The sequence below is a fragment of the Fictibacillus sp. S7 genome, from assembly GCF_004127935.1.
GTDB lineage: Bacteria > Bacillota > Bacilli > Bacillales > Fictibacillaceae > Fictibacillus_C > Fictibacillus_C enclensis.
Window position 1 is genome coordinate 4,292,675 of the sequence record NZ_QJKL01000001.1, and the last position, 14,538, is coordinate 4,307,212.

15 protein-coding genes, 1 pseudogene and 1 riboswitch are annotated in these 14,538 nt (G+C 41.5%); of the genes and pseudogenes, 14 read left to right on the forward strand and 2 right to left on the reverse strand.

The features are described from left to right. Positions 1-11 precede the first annotated feature (11 nt). The 6 genes from DMO16_RS21795 (at position 12) to DMO16_RS21820 (ending at position 5,042) form a co-directional block, all read left to right on the forward strand. Complete coding sequence (locus DMO16_RS21795; protein ID WP_129480017.1) at positions 12-1,301, forward strand: anti-sigma factor domain-containing protein; 1,290 nt, start codon at positions 12-14, stop codon at positions 1,299-1,301. Between the two features lie 101 nt (positions 1,302-1,402). Then, positions 1,403-1,726, forward strand: coding sequence for a hypothetical protein (locus DMO16_RS21800; RefSeq protein ID WP_061972177.1), 324 nt, complete (start codon positions 1,403-1,405; stop codon positions 1,724-1,726). A 57-nt stretch (positions 1,727-1,783) separates the two neighbouring features. Then, positions 1,784-1,897, forward strand: a riboswitch (SAM riboswitch). A 78-nt stretch (positions 1,898-1,975) separates the two neighbouring features. Further along, a complete protein-coding gene (locus tag DMO16_RS21805; RefSeq protein ID WP_129480018.1) occupies positions 1,976-3,001 on the forward strand; it encodes a methionine ABC transporter ATP-binding protein in 1,026 nt (341 codons plus the stop codon). Next, positions 2,994-3,659 (forward strand): methionine ABC transporter permease, encoded by a 666-nt coding sequence (locus tag DMO16_RS21810; protein WP_061972179.1) that lies wholly within the window; start codon positions 2,994-2,996, stop codon positions 3,657-3,659. Before DMO16_RS21805 ends, DMO16_RS21810 begins: the two co-directional genes overlap by 8 nt. A 24-nt stretch (positions 3,660-3,683) precedes the next feature. Then, complete coding sequence (locus DMO16_RS21815) at positions 3,684-4,511, forward strand: MetQ/NlpA family ABC transporter substrate-binding protein (RefSeq protein ID WP_129480019.1); 828 nt, start codon at positions 3,684-3,686, stop codon at positions 4,509-4,511. A gap of 96 nt (positions 4,512-4,607) precedes the next feature. Continuing rightward, positions 4,608-5,042 (forward strand): RDD family protein, encoded by a 435-nt coding sequence (locus DMO16_RS21820; RefSeq protein WP_129480020.1) that lies wholly within the window; start codon positions 4,608-4,610, stop codon positions 5,040-5,042. 82 nt (positions 5,043-5,124) lie between these two features. On the opposite strand, the gene DMO16_RS21825 is transcribed toward DMO16_RS21820, so the two are convergent. Beyond that, positions 5,125-5,970: a metallophosphoesterase gene (locus DMO16_RS21825; RefSeq protein WP_164988988.1), complete on the reverse strand. Its 846-nt coding sequence runs from the start codon at positions 5,968-5,970 to the stop codon at positions 5,125-5,127. Positions 5,971-6,128: 158 nt separating this feature from the next. Here DMO16_RS21825 and DMO16_RS21830 point away from each other — a divergent pair, with 158 nt between their 5' ends. The 8 genes and pseudogenes from DMO16_RS21830 to DMO16_RS21860 all read left to right on the forward strand — a co-directional run bounded on the left by DMO16_RS21830 (position 6,129) and on the right by DMO16_RS21860 (position 13,241). Further along, complete coding sequence (locus DMO16_RS21830) at positions 6,129-6,503, forward strand: carboxymuconolactone decarboxylase family protein (RefSeq protein WP_129480022.1); 375 nt, start codon at positions 6,129-6,131, stop codon at positions 6,501-6,503. Positions 6,504-6,760: 257 nt separating this feature from the next. Further along, positions 6,761-6,910 (forward strand): hypothetical protein, encoded by a 150-nt coding sequence (locus DMO16_RS24685; RefSeq protein WP_206738150.1) that lies wholly within the window; start codon positions 6,761-6,763, stop codon positions 6,908-6,910. A gap of 206 nt (positions 6,911-7,116) precedes the next feature. Further along, positions 7,117-7,902 (forward strand): Fe-S cluster assembly ATPase SufC, encoded by a 786-nt coding sequence (gene sufC, locus DMO16_RS21835; protein ID WP_129480023.1) that lies wholly within the window; start codon positions 7,117-7,119, stop codon positions 7,900-7,902. Between the two features lie 21 nt (positions 7,903-7,923). After that, on the forward strand, positions 7,924-9,222 hold the full coding sequence (gene sufD, locus DMO16_RS21840) for a Fe-S cluster assembly protein SufD (RefSeq protein WP_129480024.1): 1,299 nt from the start codon (positions 7,924-7,926) through the stop codon (positions 9,220-9,222). Continuing rightward, positions 9,222-10,442: a cysteine desulfurase gene (locus DMO16_RS21845; RefSeq protein WP_061972193.1), complete on the forward strand. Its 1,221-nt coding sequence runs from the start codon at positions 9,222-9,224 to the stop codon at positions 10,440-10,442. Before sufD ends, DMO16_RS21845 begins: the two co-directional genes overlap by 1 nt. Next, entirely contained in the window at positions 10,432-10,872 is a 441-nt protein-coding gene (sufU, locus tag DMO16_RS21850; RefSeq protein WP_061972195.1) for a Fe-S cluster assembly sulfur transfer protein SufU, read from the forward strand. The genes DMO16_RS21845 and sufU overlap by 11 nt, the downstream gene beginning before the upstream one ends. 121 nt (positions 10,873-10,993) lie before the next feature. Continuing rightward, positions 10,994-12,391 carry a Fe-S cluster assembly protein SufB gene (sufB, locus tag DMO16_RS21855; protein WP_061972198.1) on the forward strand — a complete coding sequence of 466 codons (1,398 nt, stop codon included), beginning with the start codon at positions 10,994-10,996 and terminating at the stop codon, positions 12,389-12,391. A gap of 296 nt (positions 12,392-12,687) precedes the next feature. After that, a pseudogene (locus tag DMO16_RS21860) lies at positions 12,688-13,241 on the forward strand (cysteine hydrolase family protein). Between the two features lie 88 nt (positions 13,242-13,329). Here DMO16_RS21860 and DMO16_RS21865 read toward each other — a convergent pair. After that, on the reverse strand, positions 13,330-14,529 hold the full coding sequence (locus tag DMO16_RS21865; RefSeq protein WP_129480025.1) for a tyrosine-type recombinase/integrase: 1,200 nt from the start codon (positions 14,527-14,529) through the stop codon (positions 13,330-13,332). Between the last annotated feature and the right edge of the window lie 9 nt (positions 14,530-14,538).

Sequence of the window (14,538 nt, forward strand, 5' to 3'; positions counted from 1 at the left end):
GGATATGTGGAATGAAGAACGGTATTTTGATGGAAGTTAAGAAAGGAAAAGCGATTCTTTTAACAAAAGACGGGTCATTTGTCTCGGTTAAACTGCCACGGGGAAAAAAACTGGTGCCGGGAATGGAATATGACGTCTCTAGTTTATACAGAAGCAAGACCAGGCGCTTTTTTCTTCCTTCACTTTCTTTGTCTATAGGAGCACTACTCATATTTGTGTTATTTTCGGGTGTAAACCCGTTGAGCCGCAACGACCATACTGTTGCGGCTTATGTCAGTTTTGACGTGAATCCGAGCCTCGAGGCTGCGGTTAATGAAAATCTTCAGGTCGTTCAAGTAAAAGCGTTCAACCCGGAAGGAGAAAACCTGATCCACTCCCTTCAGTATGCGAAGGATGTCAGCCTGTTTCAATTTGCTTCTTCACTGTTGAATGCTTATGACCAACAAGGTTATCTTTCCAAGAATCCGGACGTGCTGATTGCGTCTACTATTGTGGATCAAAGTGATAAAAAGATGTCTTCATCCCTCCAAGATGCTGTAACAGCCATTAAACGCAATGCTGCTGTCTATAATGAGAAAGCAGCCATCGACATCAAGAGCCTTGATATAAAAAAGCGTAATGCAGCAAAGAAAAATGGAGTATCGCCAGGGAAATATTTGATGTATCTTTATGCAAAGCAAAACCATGATCCGCTTTCTTTAAAAGACGTCAAAAAGATGTCATTTTCCGAGCTGAAAAAAAAGATGGAGAAGAAAAACGACCAGCAGCATAAAAAGAATAAGGAAGACATGGAAGTACCCGAAAAAATCAAGCGGAACGAGAGAAATATCCAGCCTGAAAAGACCCATCCAAAAAAGGCGGTTAAACAACCATCCGCCAAGACTGAACCAGTAAGAAAAACCTCATATAAAGAAACGAATAAAAAAGCGGATTCGATGCAAAGCAATAAAAAAATGACAGTTAAATCTGCTGAACCTGCCCAGCAGGAGAATAGGAAAGTGATGAGTCAAAATAATCAGGCCGAGTTTCATTCATTCGGCTCTGTACATAAACATCCGGATAAAAAATGGAAGAAACCACCGGGAAAAGGCCAGCCAACGCCGCAGCCTTCTTTCCGAAATTCACCGAAGGATCAAAACAAGATGAAGGTGAAAACCGTACCCGTCCATAAGAAAAAGATGAACAAAGACAAACCGGGGCCGCAAAAACAACGGTTTAACCATGAGAAAAAGTGGGGCAGAGGCCAAGCCACGCCCAAAAAGGAACATCCAGGTCATCGTCATCAAAAGAAAGCAAGCTAAAAATCGACAGAAGGACCCTTTAACTGTCGAAGGATCCTTACAGGAAGAGGGTCCAGCCTCCTCGAACCCTTTTAGAAGGGATATAACGAGGGGGAATTTTGATGAATTGGGATCAATGGGTGGATCATATTCAAAAAACAGATTTTCTCCGTCCGCTTGTGGGGAATGAGAGGGCGAGTGTATCACTGGAAGGGAAAACCATCTGTATCACCTTTATCAACACCATCACGGAGAAGCAAAGAAAAATACTGCTTTCAGGCAATGATGAGGAATTACGGCTTGTTTGCAATGGTGAAAGTCATTTGAGCAAACTGATCAAACAAGGAAAGCTGTCTTTTACAGGGACATACAGAGAACAGTTAAAACTCGAATCATTACTGTACTTGGCCCGCAGTCAACGAACAGGGACAAAAGAAATGGTTTGACAGTAAATGTACGTGATGATAAAATCCATACTGCAAGCTGAAAACTTAAACATTTCGTTCTTATCGCGAGAGGTGGAGGGACTGGCCCGATGAAACCCGGCAACCGTTAAACAGCAATCCTGTTTAAAATGGTGCCAATTCCTGCAAAGCGCATGCTTTGGGAGATGAGAGATGGCGCATATAAATTCAATGCCCTTCTGCTCATATTCGCAGAAGGGCATTTTTTATGAAAGTGAGGAATCCAGTCTTTTGATAACTTTAGATGCAGTGCGCAAGATCTTTAAGACGAAAGACGGACCGGTCAATGCGGTTGACCAGGTCAATCTTACAATAGATCAAGGTGAAATTTTCGGAATAATAGGATATAGCGGTGCCGGAAAAAGTACGTTGATCCGTATGCTGAACATGCTGGAACGGCCGACGAGCGGAAGTGTAACGGTAGCCGGACAGGATTTGTCCAAGCTGAGCAAGAGCGAGCTTCGGAAAGCTCGTCAGGAAATCAGCATGATTTTCCAGCATTTTAATTTGCTTTGGTCCCGTACCGTAAGGGAGAACATTGCTTTCCCTCTTGAAATTGCCGGGGTGGCAAGAGCTGAACGGTTAAGAAGGGTGGATGAACTGATTAAACTGGTTGGCCTCGAAGGCCGGGGAGAATCTTATCCGTCCCAGCTGAGCGGAGGACAAAAACAGAGGGTCGGTATTGCCCGGGCATTGGCCAATAACCCAAAAGTGCTTCTTTGTGATGAAGCGACATCGGCGCTTGATCCGAAAACCACCGACAGCATCCTGAATCTGTTGGTTGAGATTAACGAAAAACTCGGATTGACGATTGTCCTGATTACTCATGAAATGCATGTCATACGGAAGATCTGCCATCGGGTGGCTGTCATGGAAAACGGAAGAGTGGTAGAGCAGGGACCAGTCCTGGACGTCTTCCGTCATCCTTCCGAGGAAATTACGAAAGATTTTGTGAAGCAGATCACAGAACCGGAAGAAACAACGGATGTGATTAAACAGCTGGCTTCAGAAAAGCCGCAAAACAAGATTGTACAGCTGACATTTGTCGGAGGACGCGCTGAGCAGCCTATTATCACAGAGGTTATCCGAAAATTCAACGTTCAGGTTAACATTCTTCAGGGCAAGGTTTCACAAACACAAAACGGTGCATATGGATCACTCTTTATACAGCTCGAAGGGGTTGATTCAGAAGTTTCTGATGCAATCAATTACATGAACCAACAGCAAGTCGAAGTGGAGGTGGTTTCATATGAGTAATCTGTTCCCGAATGTAGAATGGGATGTGATGTTAACATCTACAGGTCAGACGCTGTACATGACTGCAGTAGCTGTTATTGCCACCTTCGTTATTGGCTTGTTTTTAGGATTGGCTTTATTTCTTACGGGGAAAGGAAACTTGTGGGAGAACAAGCTTTTTAATGTAATTACAGCGGCAATCGTTAATATTTTTCGTTCGATACCCTTTATCATCTTAATCATTTTGTTGATACCATTTACACTCTTCTTGGTTGGCTCCATGCTTGGTGCCAATGCTGCGCTCCCGGCACTTATAATCGGGGCAGCGCCATTTTATGCACGAATGGTTGAGATCGCTCTCCGAGAAGTGGATAGAGGAGTCATTGAAGCTGCGAAATCCATGGGATCGAGCAATACCCAAATCATATTTAAAGTGCTTATTCCTGAAAGCTTGCCCGCTTTGATTTCAGGGATCACTGTAACCTCCATCGCGCTTGTGGGCTATACCGCAATGGCTGGTGTGGTTGGCGCAGGGGGTTTAGGTGACCGGGCTTTTCTAGACGGTTTCCAGCGTACACAAAATGATGTTACGTTTGTTGCCACAGTTATTATTTTGATTATCGTCTTCCTTATCCAATTTATCGGGGATACTATTACCCGACGCCTGGATAAACGATAAAAATAGACAATCAGGAGGAAAACCATGAAAAAATTGATTACACTCATTCTTTTGTTGGCCATGACAACAGCCCTTGCTGCGTGCGGTGCAAACAGCGGAGGAGACAAAAAGCTTGCTGATAAAAAAATTGTTGTAGGGGCATCCAACGTTCCGCATGCCGAAATTCTTGAACAGGCTGTACCGCTAATGAAGAAAAAAGGAATTGATCTTGAAATCAAAAAGTTTCAGGACTATGTATTACCGAATAAAGCTCTTGCAAATAAAGAGATTGATGCCAACTACTTTCAGCATATTCCTTATTTAGAGTCACAAATGAAGGAAAACAAAAACTACAAATTTGAAAATGCAGGCGGAATTCATATTGAGCCGATCGGTGTATACTCCAAAAAGTATAAATCGCTAAAAGACCTTCCAAAGGGCGCAACCATCATTATGAGTAATTCTGTAGCCGACCATGGCCGTATGCTGTCACTGCTTGAAAAAGAAGGGCTGATCAAGCTCAAAAAAGGCAAAGGGTATAATGCTCAAATCAAGGATATTGCAGAAAATCCAAAGAACCTTAAATTCAAAGCGGATGTTGAAGCAGGACTACTTCCAAAAGCCTACCAAAATGGTGAAGGCGATGCGGTGCTGATCAATACCAACTATGCGATTGATGCTGGATTGAATCCTCAAAAAGATGCGATCGCACTTGAAGGCGCAGATTCACCGTTTGTCAATATTATCGCTGTACGTAAAGGCGATAAAGATGCCAAAACAGTCAAAACCCTTGTGCAGGTTCTTCATTCAAAAGAAATCCAGGATTTCATTAAGAAGAAGTACAAAGGAGCAGTTGTACCAGTAAACAAATAAGGTGCCATAAAAGGACAGCCACAGGCTGTTCTTTTTTTTGTCCCATTGTAATAAAGTTAGATGACTTAAAACTAACCAATCAGGGAGGGGTACAAGATGGACGTTCAACAGCCAGTGGGATTTTGGATCAGGGTAGGAGCCTGTTTGCTGGATGGCATTATTATCGGCATTCCATTAGCTATCATTGGTTTTTTAATTACCGGAGACTTTGCTTCCGGTCAACCGGGAGAAAATTGGTACCTCGATATCATCAGTTTCCTCTATGCCCTATTGCTGCCCATCTATTGGCACGGGTACGTGGTTGGAAAGAGAATCTGCGGGGTTCGGATCGTTAAAGCTGATGGCAGCAAGCTGGGGCTTGGTGCCATGCTGATGCGAGTTCTGGTCGGAGGGATTATTTACGCAGTAACGCTTGGAATTGGATTGATTGTCAGTGCTTTTATGGTTGGGATTCGAAAAGATAAAAGAAGTATTCATGATTTTATCGCAGGAACCTATGTCACCCATCTTCCGCCTCAAAAGGAAGGATAAGTAAAGAAGACGGCTTCCAGGTCCGGGAGCCGTCTTTTTTGTTTTCGTAACTTTGTTGCTGGAAATTCCCACAAAAATGTTTCTATTCTAAAACAATGGATGTAATCTCCGGCCTGCAAAAGAAGCGAAAGGGAAGGTGGGTCGTTCCCATTCCTCTGTTGGTATACAAATGTTTCTCTTCTGACTCATAATGGCCGGTGTGGAATTTTCTTCCCATACGTGAAGTGATAATTGGCCCGTACAGCGGCATCCGCACTTGACCGCCGTGGCTGTGGCCAGACAGCTGAAGATCGATGGGGAATTTTGAGCTTACCTTAAAATAATCCGGTTCATGGGCGAGAAAAAGTGTGAACTGATCCTCCGGAATGCCCTCCAGAGATTTCTCAATATCTGCCTCTCCTTGCAGGTAGTCATCAAGTCCTGCGATATAGAAGTTGTCATTCCCCTTTGTCAGTTTCCTGTTCTCATTTACAAGCAGTTCGAAGCCGCTTTTTCTCAATAGCTCAGAGATCGTATCAATGTCTTCAAGGTAATCATGGTTTCCGAGCACAGCGAATTTTCCAAGCGGAGCTTCAATACTTTTTAAGCCTGGTATGCTTTTTACTGCAGACCAGCGAGAACGTTTCGAATTGACCAGGTCTCCGGTAAAAATGACAAGGTCCGGTTGCAGCTTCTGTATTTTTTCAGCCATCTTATTGATATGTCTTGTTCTGAAATGAAATCCAAGGTGGAAATCACTGATCTGAACAATATGTACCCCTTTAAACGCTTCGGGAAGGCGAGGCAGTTTGATGGTCACTTTCTTAATGTCAAACCAGTAAGGCTCTATGAATGAAGAATAAATTGCGGCAGTGCCTGCAACAGCTGCTATTGTCCCTAATCCAACAGATCCGGCTATCAATGATTTTTTAACTTTTTCCTCTTCCATCTCTTTCTCCTTCTGTTTTCTTATAACGTCTTTTCTCTCATTATATTCCCTTTTTAAGTGGAAACAAAAATTTCTGTTGGAAAAAGTGAAAGGCATAAGACAAGAAGCATTAACTCATACTAAGACTTGTCTACTTTAAGGACAGGAGGATGAAACAAATGGAACATCAAGAAATGCCCGGAAAGAATTCAACGCAATTTCATTTGATCAGGTATAAGGAAGGCCTTGGAAAGTATACGGACCATATGCCCGAACTGGCTCATTCCTACAATGAATTTACCCGTCACTGCTTTAAAGAGGGGGAAATCACTGAGAAAAATAAACAGCTGATTGCCTTGGGAATCAGTATTTGTGCCCAGGACGAATATTGTATTATTTATCACACAAAAGGGTGTCTGGATCAGGGAGCCAGTGAGAATGAAATCCTCGAAGCTGTTGGAGTAGCAGCAGCTTTTGGAGGAGGTGCGGCGATGAGCCAGGGAGTGACACTGGTACAGGAATGCATTCAGGAATTAAATAATCCCATGCAGTAAAAAGGAGTTCCAGAGGGAGCTTCTTTTTTCGCTTTTCAGAAAATGGAAGAACGGGAGAGGATTTAACCGGATTTATAAGGATATGGAAGGCATTAAAGTGCATCCGGTGTATACCGTATAGGCTTTTTTTATATCGTAGAATATGGAAATTGATAAGGAATCATACGTTTGTTAGGCTAATAGTGGTTATAATTAGTGTTCATAACACGAAAGGATGATTTATTATTCACTCGATTAAAGTTAACCACACTTCTGAAATGGAAAAGGCTATGCACAAGAATCATGGCATTGGTTACGCTGAGTATGAACGCAATCTTGACAAACGGTTGGATATTGAACAAGAACGTGAAAAAGAATATCAAAAAAGTTTGGAAGTAAGTAATGAAATGGAACGAAAAATCCTATAGTATATGAAGTGGGATCAGCATTCAACCAACGAATGCTGATTTTCTGTTTGATTTATCTTTTTCCGGAAAGCTCATAAGGTTGAAGATAAAATAAATTTGTTATAATATTAGAATGAGAATAAATTGAGAATGGAATGAGAGAAGCTTTCATTCTTGTTCACATTAACAATATATTTCATTGAAATATAAGATGGAGGTAAATGCATATGTCTACACCAAACTTAAAGATTGAAAACCTGCGTGTTTCTATCGAAGATAAGGAAATTATCAAAGGGTTAAACCTTGAAATAAATGGCGGGGAAATCCATGCAATCATGGGACCGAACGGAACAGGTAAATCCACTTTATCTTCAGCGTTAATGGGGCACCCAAAGTATGAAGTAACCGAGGGTAACGTTACATTTGACGGAAAAGATCTTTTTGAGATGGAAGTTGATGAACGTGCAAAAGCAGGACTTTTCCTTGCAATGCAATACCCAAGTGAAGTAAGCGGTATTACGAATGCGGACTTTTTGCGCTCTGCCATTAACGCCCGCCGTGAGGAAGGCCAAGAAATCTCTCTCATGAAATTTATCCGTGAGCTTGATAAGAAAATGGAACTTCTTGAAATGGACAGCTCATTTGCACACCGTTACTTGAATGAAGGCTTCTCTGGTGGTGAAAAGAAACGTAACGAAATTCTTCAATTAATGATGATTGAACCGAAAATTGCAATTCTTGATGAAATTGACTCCGGTCTTGATATTGACGCACTTAAAGTTGTTGCCAAAGGCATAAATGAAATGAGAAACACTGAGTTTGGCTGCTTGATCATCACTCACTACCAGCGTTTGCTTAACTACATTACGCCGGATAAAGTCCACGTAATGATGCAAGGCCGCATTGTGAAATCAGGAGGACCTGAACTTGCACAGCGCCTTGAAGCAGAAGGCTATGACTGGATTAAGGAAGAACTCGGAATCGAAGACGAAACTGTTGGCCAAGAGGCGTAAGCAAGTTAGGAGGATTTGTACATGTCAGTTGAAACTTCATTTAAATACGACAAAGATTATGTAAGCAAGTTCTCTGAAAGCCGCCAGGAACCACAGTGGCTTTTAGACCTTCGCTTGCGCGCTTTGGAGCTTGCACAGCAGTTGCCAATGCCAAAGCCGGATAAAACGAAAATTGATAAATGGAACCTTACTCAATTTAACCATATCAGCAGCAAAGAGAACGGAACTGAGCTGCCTGAACAAGTAAAAGCCCTTATTGGTAAAGATGGGGAAACAGGAAACCTTCTTGTCATTCAAAACGGGAAAACCCTTCGTTCATCAGTAACTGATGAATTGGCTGCACAAGGCGTTATTTTTACTGACCTTGTTACGGCTGCGAAAGAACATGGAGACCTTCTTCAGAAATATTTCATGCAGGATGGAGTCAGCGTTGATGAAAACCGTCTGACAGCTATTCACGCTGCCTTAGTCAACAATGGAGCTTTCATCCATGTTCCTAAAAATGTTGAATTAAAGGCTCCGCTTCAAGCGATTTATTTCCATGATGATGAGCAGGCAGGACTTGTAAATCACGTCATCGTTGCAGCAGAAGACAACAGTTCTGTAACCTATGTTGAGAACTATCTTTCCACCAACAATGAAGGAGACTCTGTATCCAATATCGTATCAGAAGTCTTTGCAGGTCCTGGAGCGAAAGTCGTTTACGGTGCCGTAGACAACTTGGCGAAAGGCATGACTTCTTATTTTAACCGCAGAGGCCGTGCGGGACGGGATGCCAGAATTGAATGGGCTCTGGGTCAGCTGAACGACGGAAATACGGTTTCAGATAATACAACACACCTTGTAGGCGATGGGTCATTTACTGATACAAAAACGGTAAACATCGGCCAAGGTGATCAAAAGCAAAACTTTGTGGCTCAAATTTTCCACCACGGAAAAAGCTCAGAAGGCTACATCCTGACACATGGTGTAATGAAGGACGCTGCAAGTTCCATCTTTAACGGAATTACGAAGATCGAGCATGGTGCGACAAAATCGAACGGTGAACAGACAGAACGCGTCTTGATGCTGAGTGAAAAAGCACGTGGTGATGCCAACCCGATCCTGTTGATTGATGAGGACGATGTTACGGCGGGCCATGCTGCTTCAGTCGGACGAATTGATCCGATTCAATTGTTCTATCTTATGAGCCGGGGAATATCAAAAGCTGAGGCTGAACGATTGATCATCCATGGATTCCTTGGACCTGTGGTGAACGAAATGCCGCTTGAATCCGTGAAAAAACGTTTGGTTGAGGTAATAGAAAGGAAAGTAAGATAATGAACGCACAAGAAGTAAGAAAGCTGTTTCCGATCCTGCATCAGGAAGTCAATGGAAAACCGCTTGTTTACTTTGATAGTGCCGCAACTTCCCAAAAGCCGGTACCTGTCATTGAAGCGCTGGAAAAGTATTACCGCGAATACAATTCAAACGTTCACCGTGGTGTGCATACCCTGGGTACCCGGGCAACGGATGCCTATGAAGGTGCACGCGAAAAGGTCCGCCGTTTTATTAATGCAAAATCCACGCAGGAAGTGATTTTTACACGGGGGACAACAACTTCTATCAATACAGTGGCAGCCAGCTACGGTTTGTCCAACTTGTCGGAGGGCGATGAGATTGTCATCACGCCGATGGAGCATCACAGCAACATTATTCCATGGCAGCAGGTGGCCAAGAAAACCGGAGCAACGCTTAAATATATTCCATTAAAAGAAGATGGTTCCATCGATCTTCAGGACGTGGAAAACACAGTTACTGAACATACTAAGATTGTATCGGTTATGCAAGTTTCCAATGTTCTTGGCACCATTAACCCCGTAAAGGAAATTGGCGCCATTGCCCATAAACACGGGGCGATAATGGTGGTTGACGGAGCACAGAGCACACCTCATTTGAAGGTCGATGTTCAAGACCTCGATTGTGACTTTTTTGCTTTTTCTTCCCATAAGATGTGCGGACCAACAGGCATTGGAGTCCTATACGGGAAAAAAGCGCTTCTCAGCAAGATGGAACCTGTAGAATTCGGCGGTGAGATGATTGATTTCGTTGATCTTTACGATTCAACATGGAAAGAACTGCCGTGGAAATTTGAAGGGGGTACCCCTATTATTGCGGGTGCCATTGGCCTTGGTGCCGCGATTGATTTTCTTTCGGATATTGGGCTGGACAATATCCACAGACATGAGGAAGAGCTTGCGAAGTATGCAATCGAACAGATGTCTGAAATGGAGGGAATTACGATTTACGGACCGAAAGAGCGTGCCGGCATCGTAACCTTCAATATCGACGAAGTCCATCCTCATGATGTGGCTACTGTACTTGATGCAGAAGGGATTGCTGTTCGTGCTGGACATCATTGCGCACAGCCGCTGATGAAATGGTTAAATACCTCTTCCACTGCCCGTGCAAGCTTTTATCTGTACAACACCAAAGACGAGATTGATTCTTTCGTAAAAGGATTGGTCACAACAAAGGAGTATTTCGGCCATGTCTTCTAATTTAGATCAGCTTTACCGCCAAGTCATTATGGATCACTACAAGAACCCGCGCAACAAGGGTCAGCTTGGTGAAGATACAGTGACCATTAATATGAATAACCCGACATGCGGTGACCGCATCCAGCTCCACCTGAAAGTGGAGGATGGACAGATTGCTGATGCAAAGTTTGATGGTGAAGGCTGCTCCATCAGCCTGGCCTCTGCCAGTATGATGACGCAATCGGTAAAAAACTTATCTGTTGAGGATGCGATCAAGCTTGCTCATATCTTTTATGATATGATGCTTGGAAAAGATTATGATGACACGTCTTTTGATCTGGGGGATATCGAAGCCCTTCAGGGTGTTTCCAAATTTCCTGCCAGAATTAAATGTGCAACACTTGCATGGAAGGCAATGGAGAAGGGCGTCGGAAACGAAGAAGAGAATTAAAAAGGCGAAAAGGACAGGAGCACGGCCCCCTGCCTGTTTCCTTGTGATAAATGCATGATGTGCTACAATAAGAATAAGTGCCATTGCAAGAGAATTGTATCCTTTAAGGAGGGATGAAACGATGGCTAAAAAAATGCCTGAAATCGGCGAATACAAGTATGGTTTTCGCGATAAAGACGTTTCGATTTTCCGCTCAAAACGCGGATTGACAAAAGAAATAGTAGAAGAAATCTCCAAAATGAAAAACGAACCACAATGGATGCTCGATTTCCGTTTGAAATCATTAGAGCAATTTTATAAAATGCCTATGCCTCAATGGGGCGGAAACCTAAAAGACTTAAACTTTGATGACATTACGTACTATGTAAAGCCGTCCGAGAAGTCTGAAAAGTCATGGGATGAAGTGCCGCCAGAAATTAAAGCGACATTCGACAAACTTGGAATCCCTGAAGCTGAGCAAAAATACCTTGCTGGTGTTTCGGCACAGTATGAATCAGAGGTTGTATATCACAACATGAAAGAGGATCTTACTGAACTGGGTATTCTGTTTACCGATACAGATACTGCGCTTCGTGAGCATGAAGAGATCTTCAAGCAGTATTTTGGTACTGTTATCCCTCCATCCGACAACAAGTTCGCAGCATTGAACTCAGCTGTTTGGTCCGGTGGATCCTTTATCTATGTGCCAAAAGGCGTGAAATGTGATACTCCGCTGCAAGCCTATTTCCGAATTAACTCGGAAAACATGGGTCAATTCGAGCGTACATTGATCATTGCCGATGAGGACAGCTCTGTACATTACGTAGAAGGATGTACTGCACCGGTTTATTCAACCAATTCACTTCACAGTGCGGTTGTAGAAATCATTGTTAAGAAGAACGCCTATGCGCGTTACACAACGATTCAGAACTGGGCAAACAACATCTATAATCTTGTTACAAAGCGTGCGGTTGCCGAAGAAAATGCAACAATGGAATGGGTCGACGGAAACATTGGTTCACGTTTGACCATGAAATATCCTGCTGTTGTCATGAAAGGACGCGGAGCAAAAGGCACTATCCTTTCCATCGCGATTGCCGGTAAAGGACAGCACCAGGATGCAGGGGCAAAAGTTCTTCACCTCGCACCTGACTGCTCATCCACCATTGTTTCGAAGTCCATTTCAAAACATGGCGGTAAAGTAACGTATCGCGGAATTTCACACTTTGGGCGCCGTTCTGAAGGATCCAAGTCCAATATCAAGTGTGATACGCTGATTATGGATAACCAATCCACATCAGATACCATTCCGTACAACGAAATTTTAAACAACAACATCACGCTGGAACACGAAGCTACCGTTTCTAAAGTTTCAGAAGATCAGTTGTTCTATCTCATGAGCCGCGGTATTTCTGAACAAGAAGCAACAGAAATGATCGTAATGGGCTTCATCGAGCCATTTACAAAAGAACTTCCAATGGAATATGCGGTTGAAATGAACCGTCTCATCAAGTTCGAGATGGAAGGTTCAATCGGATAAATGATGAAAAGCCTTGGTATATAAGCAATATACCGAGGCTTTTTTGTGTGTAAATTAGTGTCGTGCCAACTTTGTGCCAACTCGAAATTTTTTTTACTTTTTAAGTTTAAAAAATCATCTTATTCAACAAACTGGCCAGATTGTTTAGTAAAGTAGGGAATTATTAGAAAATGAAATGATGCTCTTAGTTATTCAATTTAAAGTAGAACAATAACAATTGTACAAAAGTAAAATCTGGATTTAAAATGTGGTTGTAGCTATGAATGGGAAAATAAACATATTAGGTGGGGAATCTTATGGATGAAAAGAAAAAAGCTTTAATTATGGTTGACGTACAAAAGGCTTTCAATGATAAATAATGGGAGAGCGAAATAACCTATATGCAGAAGAAAATATTAGCAAGATACTTCAATTATGGAGGAAAAAGGGGTGGTTAGTAATACATATAAAACACACTTCCGATAATTCTAATTCAGTATTTCATCCGATGAATGAGGGCTTTGCTATTAAAGAGATAGTGGAACCTGTTGATGATGAAGTAATTATAACAAAGAAAGTAAATAGTAGCTTTATTGGTACTAATTTAGAAGATCAAGTAAATGAAATATCAACAGTTGTAATCACTGGTTTGACTACACCTCATTGTGTATCAACAACAACAAGAATGAGTGGTAATTTAGGTTTCAATACATACCTGATTTCAGATGCTACAGCAGCCTTTGGTTTGAAGGACAAAAATGATAGATATTATGATGCAGAAACTATACACAATATAACTCTAGCTACATTGCATGATGAATTTGCCACAATACTTACAACAGAGCAACTAATTAACGATTTAATAAAATAAGCTTATTCAATTATAGGGCGCGATTGTTGAAGAAGTACGACTGTTTATTGAAAAAAAGACCTTGGTATTAGTTTTATACCAAGGTTTTTTACGTAGAGAATGGATCGTTTCTTTTTTGCGTGGTTTTATTTCTCTTTGTATAAACGGAGAATTTAATTAGTTCATCTGCTTCAATTTTGTCCGTAACATCTAAATAAATATCAGCTGTCGTCTTTATCGTTTGATGTCCGAGGCGCTGCGAAACATATTTAATGCTTGCTCCTGCTTCAAGTAATAAAACAGCATGTGTATGTCTGAAAACATGTGTACCTTTGTAACTGACATTTGCTTTTGTGCAATACCCCTGAAATGTCTCACGTATTATAGAGGGGGTAAGATACCTCCCAAGAAAATTTTGGAATATAATTCCATCGTTATTGCGTTTGAATTGAGTGTGTTTTAAGATCATCTGGTTTTGTAACAGCTTGAACTTTTTAAGTTCAGCTACTAATCCTTCATCAAGTTTAATTGTTCTATATGAGGATGAATTCTTAAGAGAAGTTATCATTGTGTTATTGTTATCATCACGGCTAGTTTGTCTTTCAATCGTTAATTTATCACCCTTAAGGTCAGTCCATTGTAAGGCAAGTGCTTCACTTATTCTTAATCCTGTTTGGCTTAGTAAATAAATAAGCATAAAGTACAGACGATACTCCTTATACCTTTGATGCTGATAAGTTTCCATAAAGTCAAGTAATCGATTTAAATCACTTAAAGAATAATATTTAATATCTTTATTAATCCGTATCTTATCTTTAACGGGTATTTTCAATTTGTTCGTTGGATCTTTATCTAATATCTCCATATCGTGAACCGAATAATGGAATATGCTTTTGAGTACTGATAAATATTTTAATCGAGATCCATAGGAGTAAACCTCATGTCCGCTTTCATCTTTGAACTCAGCATAATGATTCATCCATCTCTTAATCTCAGGTCTTTTGATTCTAATTAACTTTTTATTCCCGAAATAAGGGAGTATGTGTATTCTTACTATGACTTCTAATTGTCGAAAAGTAGAATCTTTAACAGAGGATTTTTTATGGTTATATAACCATTCTTGTACAACGTCATCAAACATTAAATCCCGGTCATTTAGTGTGTGGCCATAATAAATTTTTTCTTCTACAGCATTTGCCTCTAGTTGGGCTTCTTTTTTAGTACGAAAAGTCCCAATACTCATTAATTTTCCATCTTTAAAAACACGCGCTTGCCACATGCCGCTGCTTAGTTTTCGGAAATTAGCCATCCATGTTTC

What these genes read in the sequence shown, in the direction of transcription:
- DMO16_RS21795 (WP_129480017.1), top strand. Translation starts at nt 12, where the DNA reads ATGAAGAACGGTATTTTGATGGAAGTTAAGAAAGGAAAAGCGATTCTT.
- DMO16_RS21800 (WP_061972177.1), top strand. Translation starts at nt 1,403, where the DNA reads ATGAATTGGGATCAATGGGTGGATCATATTCAAAAAACAGATTTTCTC.
- DMO16_RS21810 (WP_061972179.1), top strand. Translation starts at nt 2,994, where the DNA reads ATGAGTAATCTGTTCCCGAATGTAGAATGGGATGTGATGTTAACATCT.
- DMO16_RS21815 (WP_129480019.1), top strand. Translation starts at nt 3,684, where the DNA reads ATGAAAAAATTGATTACACTCATTCTTTTGTTGGCCATGACAACAGCC.
- DMO16_RS21820 (WP_129480020.1), top strand. Translation starts at nt 4,608, where the DNA reads ATGGACGTTCAACAGCCAGTGGGATTTTGGATCAGGGTAGGAGCCTGT.
- DMO16_RS21825 (WP_164988988.1), bottom strand. Translation starts at nt 5,970, where the DNA reads ATGGAAGAGGAAAAAGTTAAAAAATCATTGATAGCCGGATCTGTTGGA.
- DMO16_RS21830 (WP_129480022.1), top strand. Translation starts at nt 6,129, where the DNA reads ATGGAACATCAAGAAATGCCCGGAAAGAATTCAACGCAATTTCATTTG.
- DMO16_RS24685 (WP_206738150.1), top strand. Translation starts at nt 6,761, where the DNA reads ATGGAAAAGGCTATGCACAAGAATCATGGCATTGGTTACGCTGAGTAT.
- sufC (WP_129480023.1), top strand. Translation starts at nt 7,117, where the DNA reads ATGTCTACACCAAACTTAAAGATTGAAAACCTGCGTGTTTCTATCGAA.
- sufD (WP_129480024.1), top strand. Translation starts at nt 7,924, where the DNA reads ATGTCAGTTGAAACTTCATTTAAATACGACAAAGATTATGTAAGCAAG.
- DMO16_RS21845 (WP_061972193.1), top strand. Translation starts at nt 9,222, where the DNA reads ATGAACGCACAAGAAGTAAGAAAGCTGTTTCCGATCCTGCATCAGGAA.
- sufU (WP_061972195.1), top strand. Translation starts at nt 10,432, where the DNA reads ATGTCTTCTAATTTAGATCAGCTTTACCGCCAAGTCATTATGGATCAC.
- sufB (WP_061972198.1), top strand. Translation starts at nt 10,994, where the DNA reads ATGGCTAAAAAAATGCCTGAAATCGGCGAATACAAGTATGGTTTTCGC.
- DMO16_RS21865 (WP_129480025.1), bottom strand. Translation starts at nt 14,529, where the DNA reads ATGGCTAATTTCCGAAAACTAAGCAGCGGCATGTGGCAAGCGCGTGTT.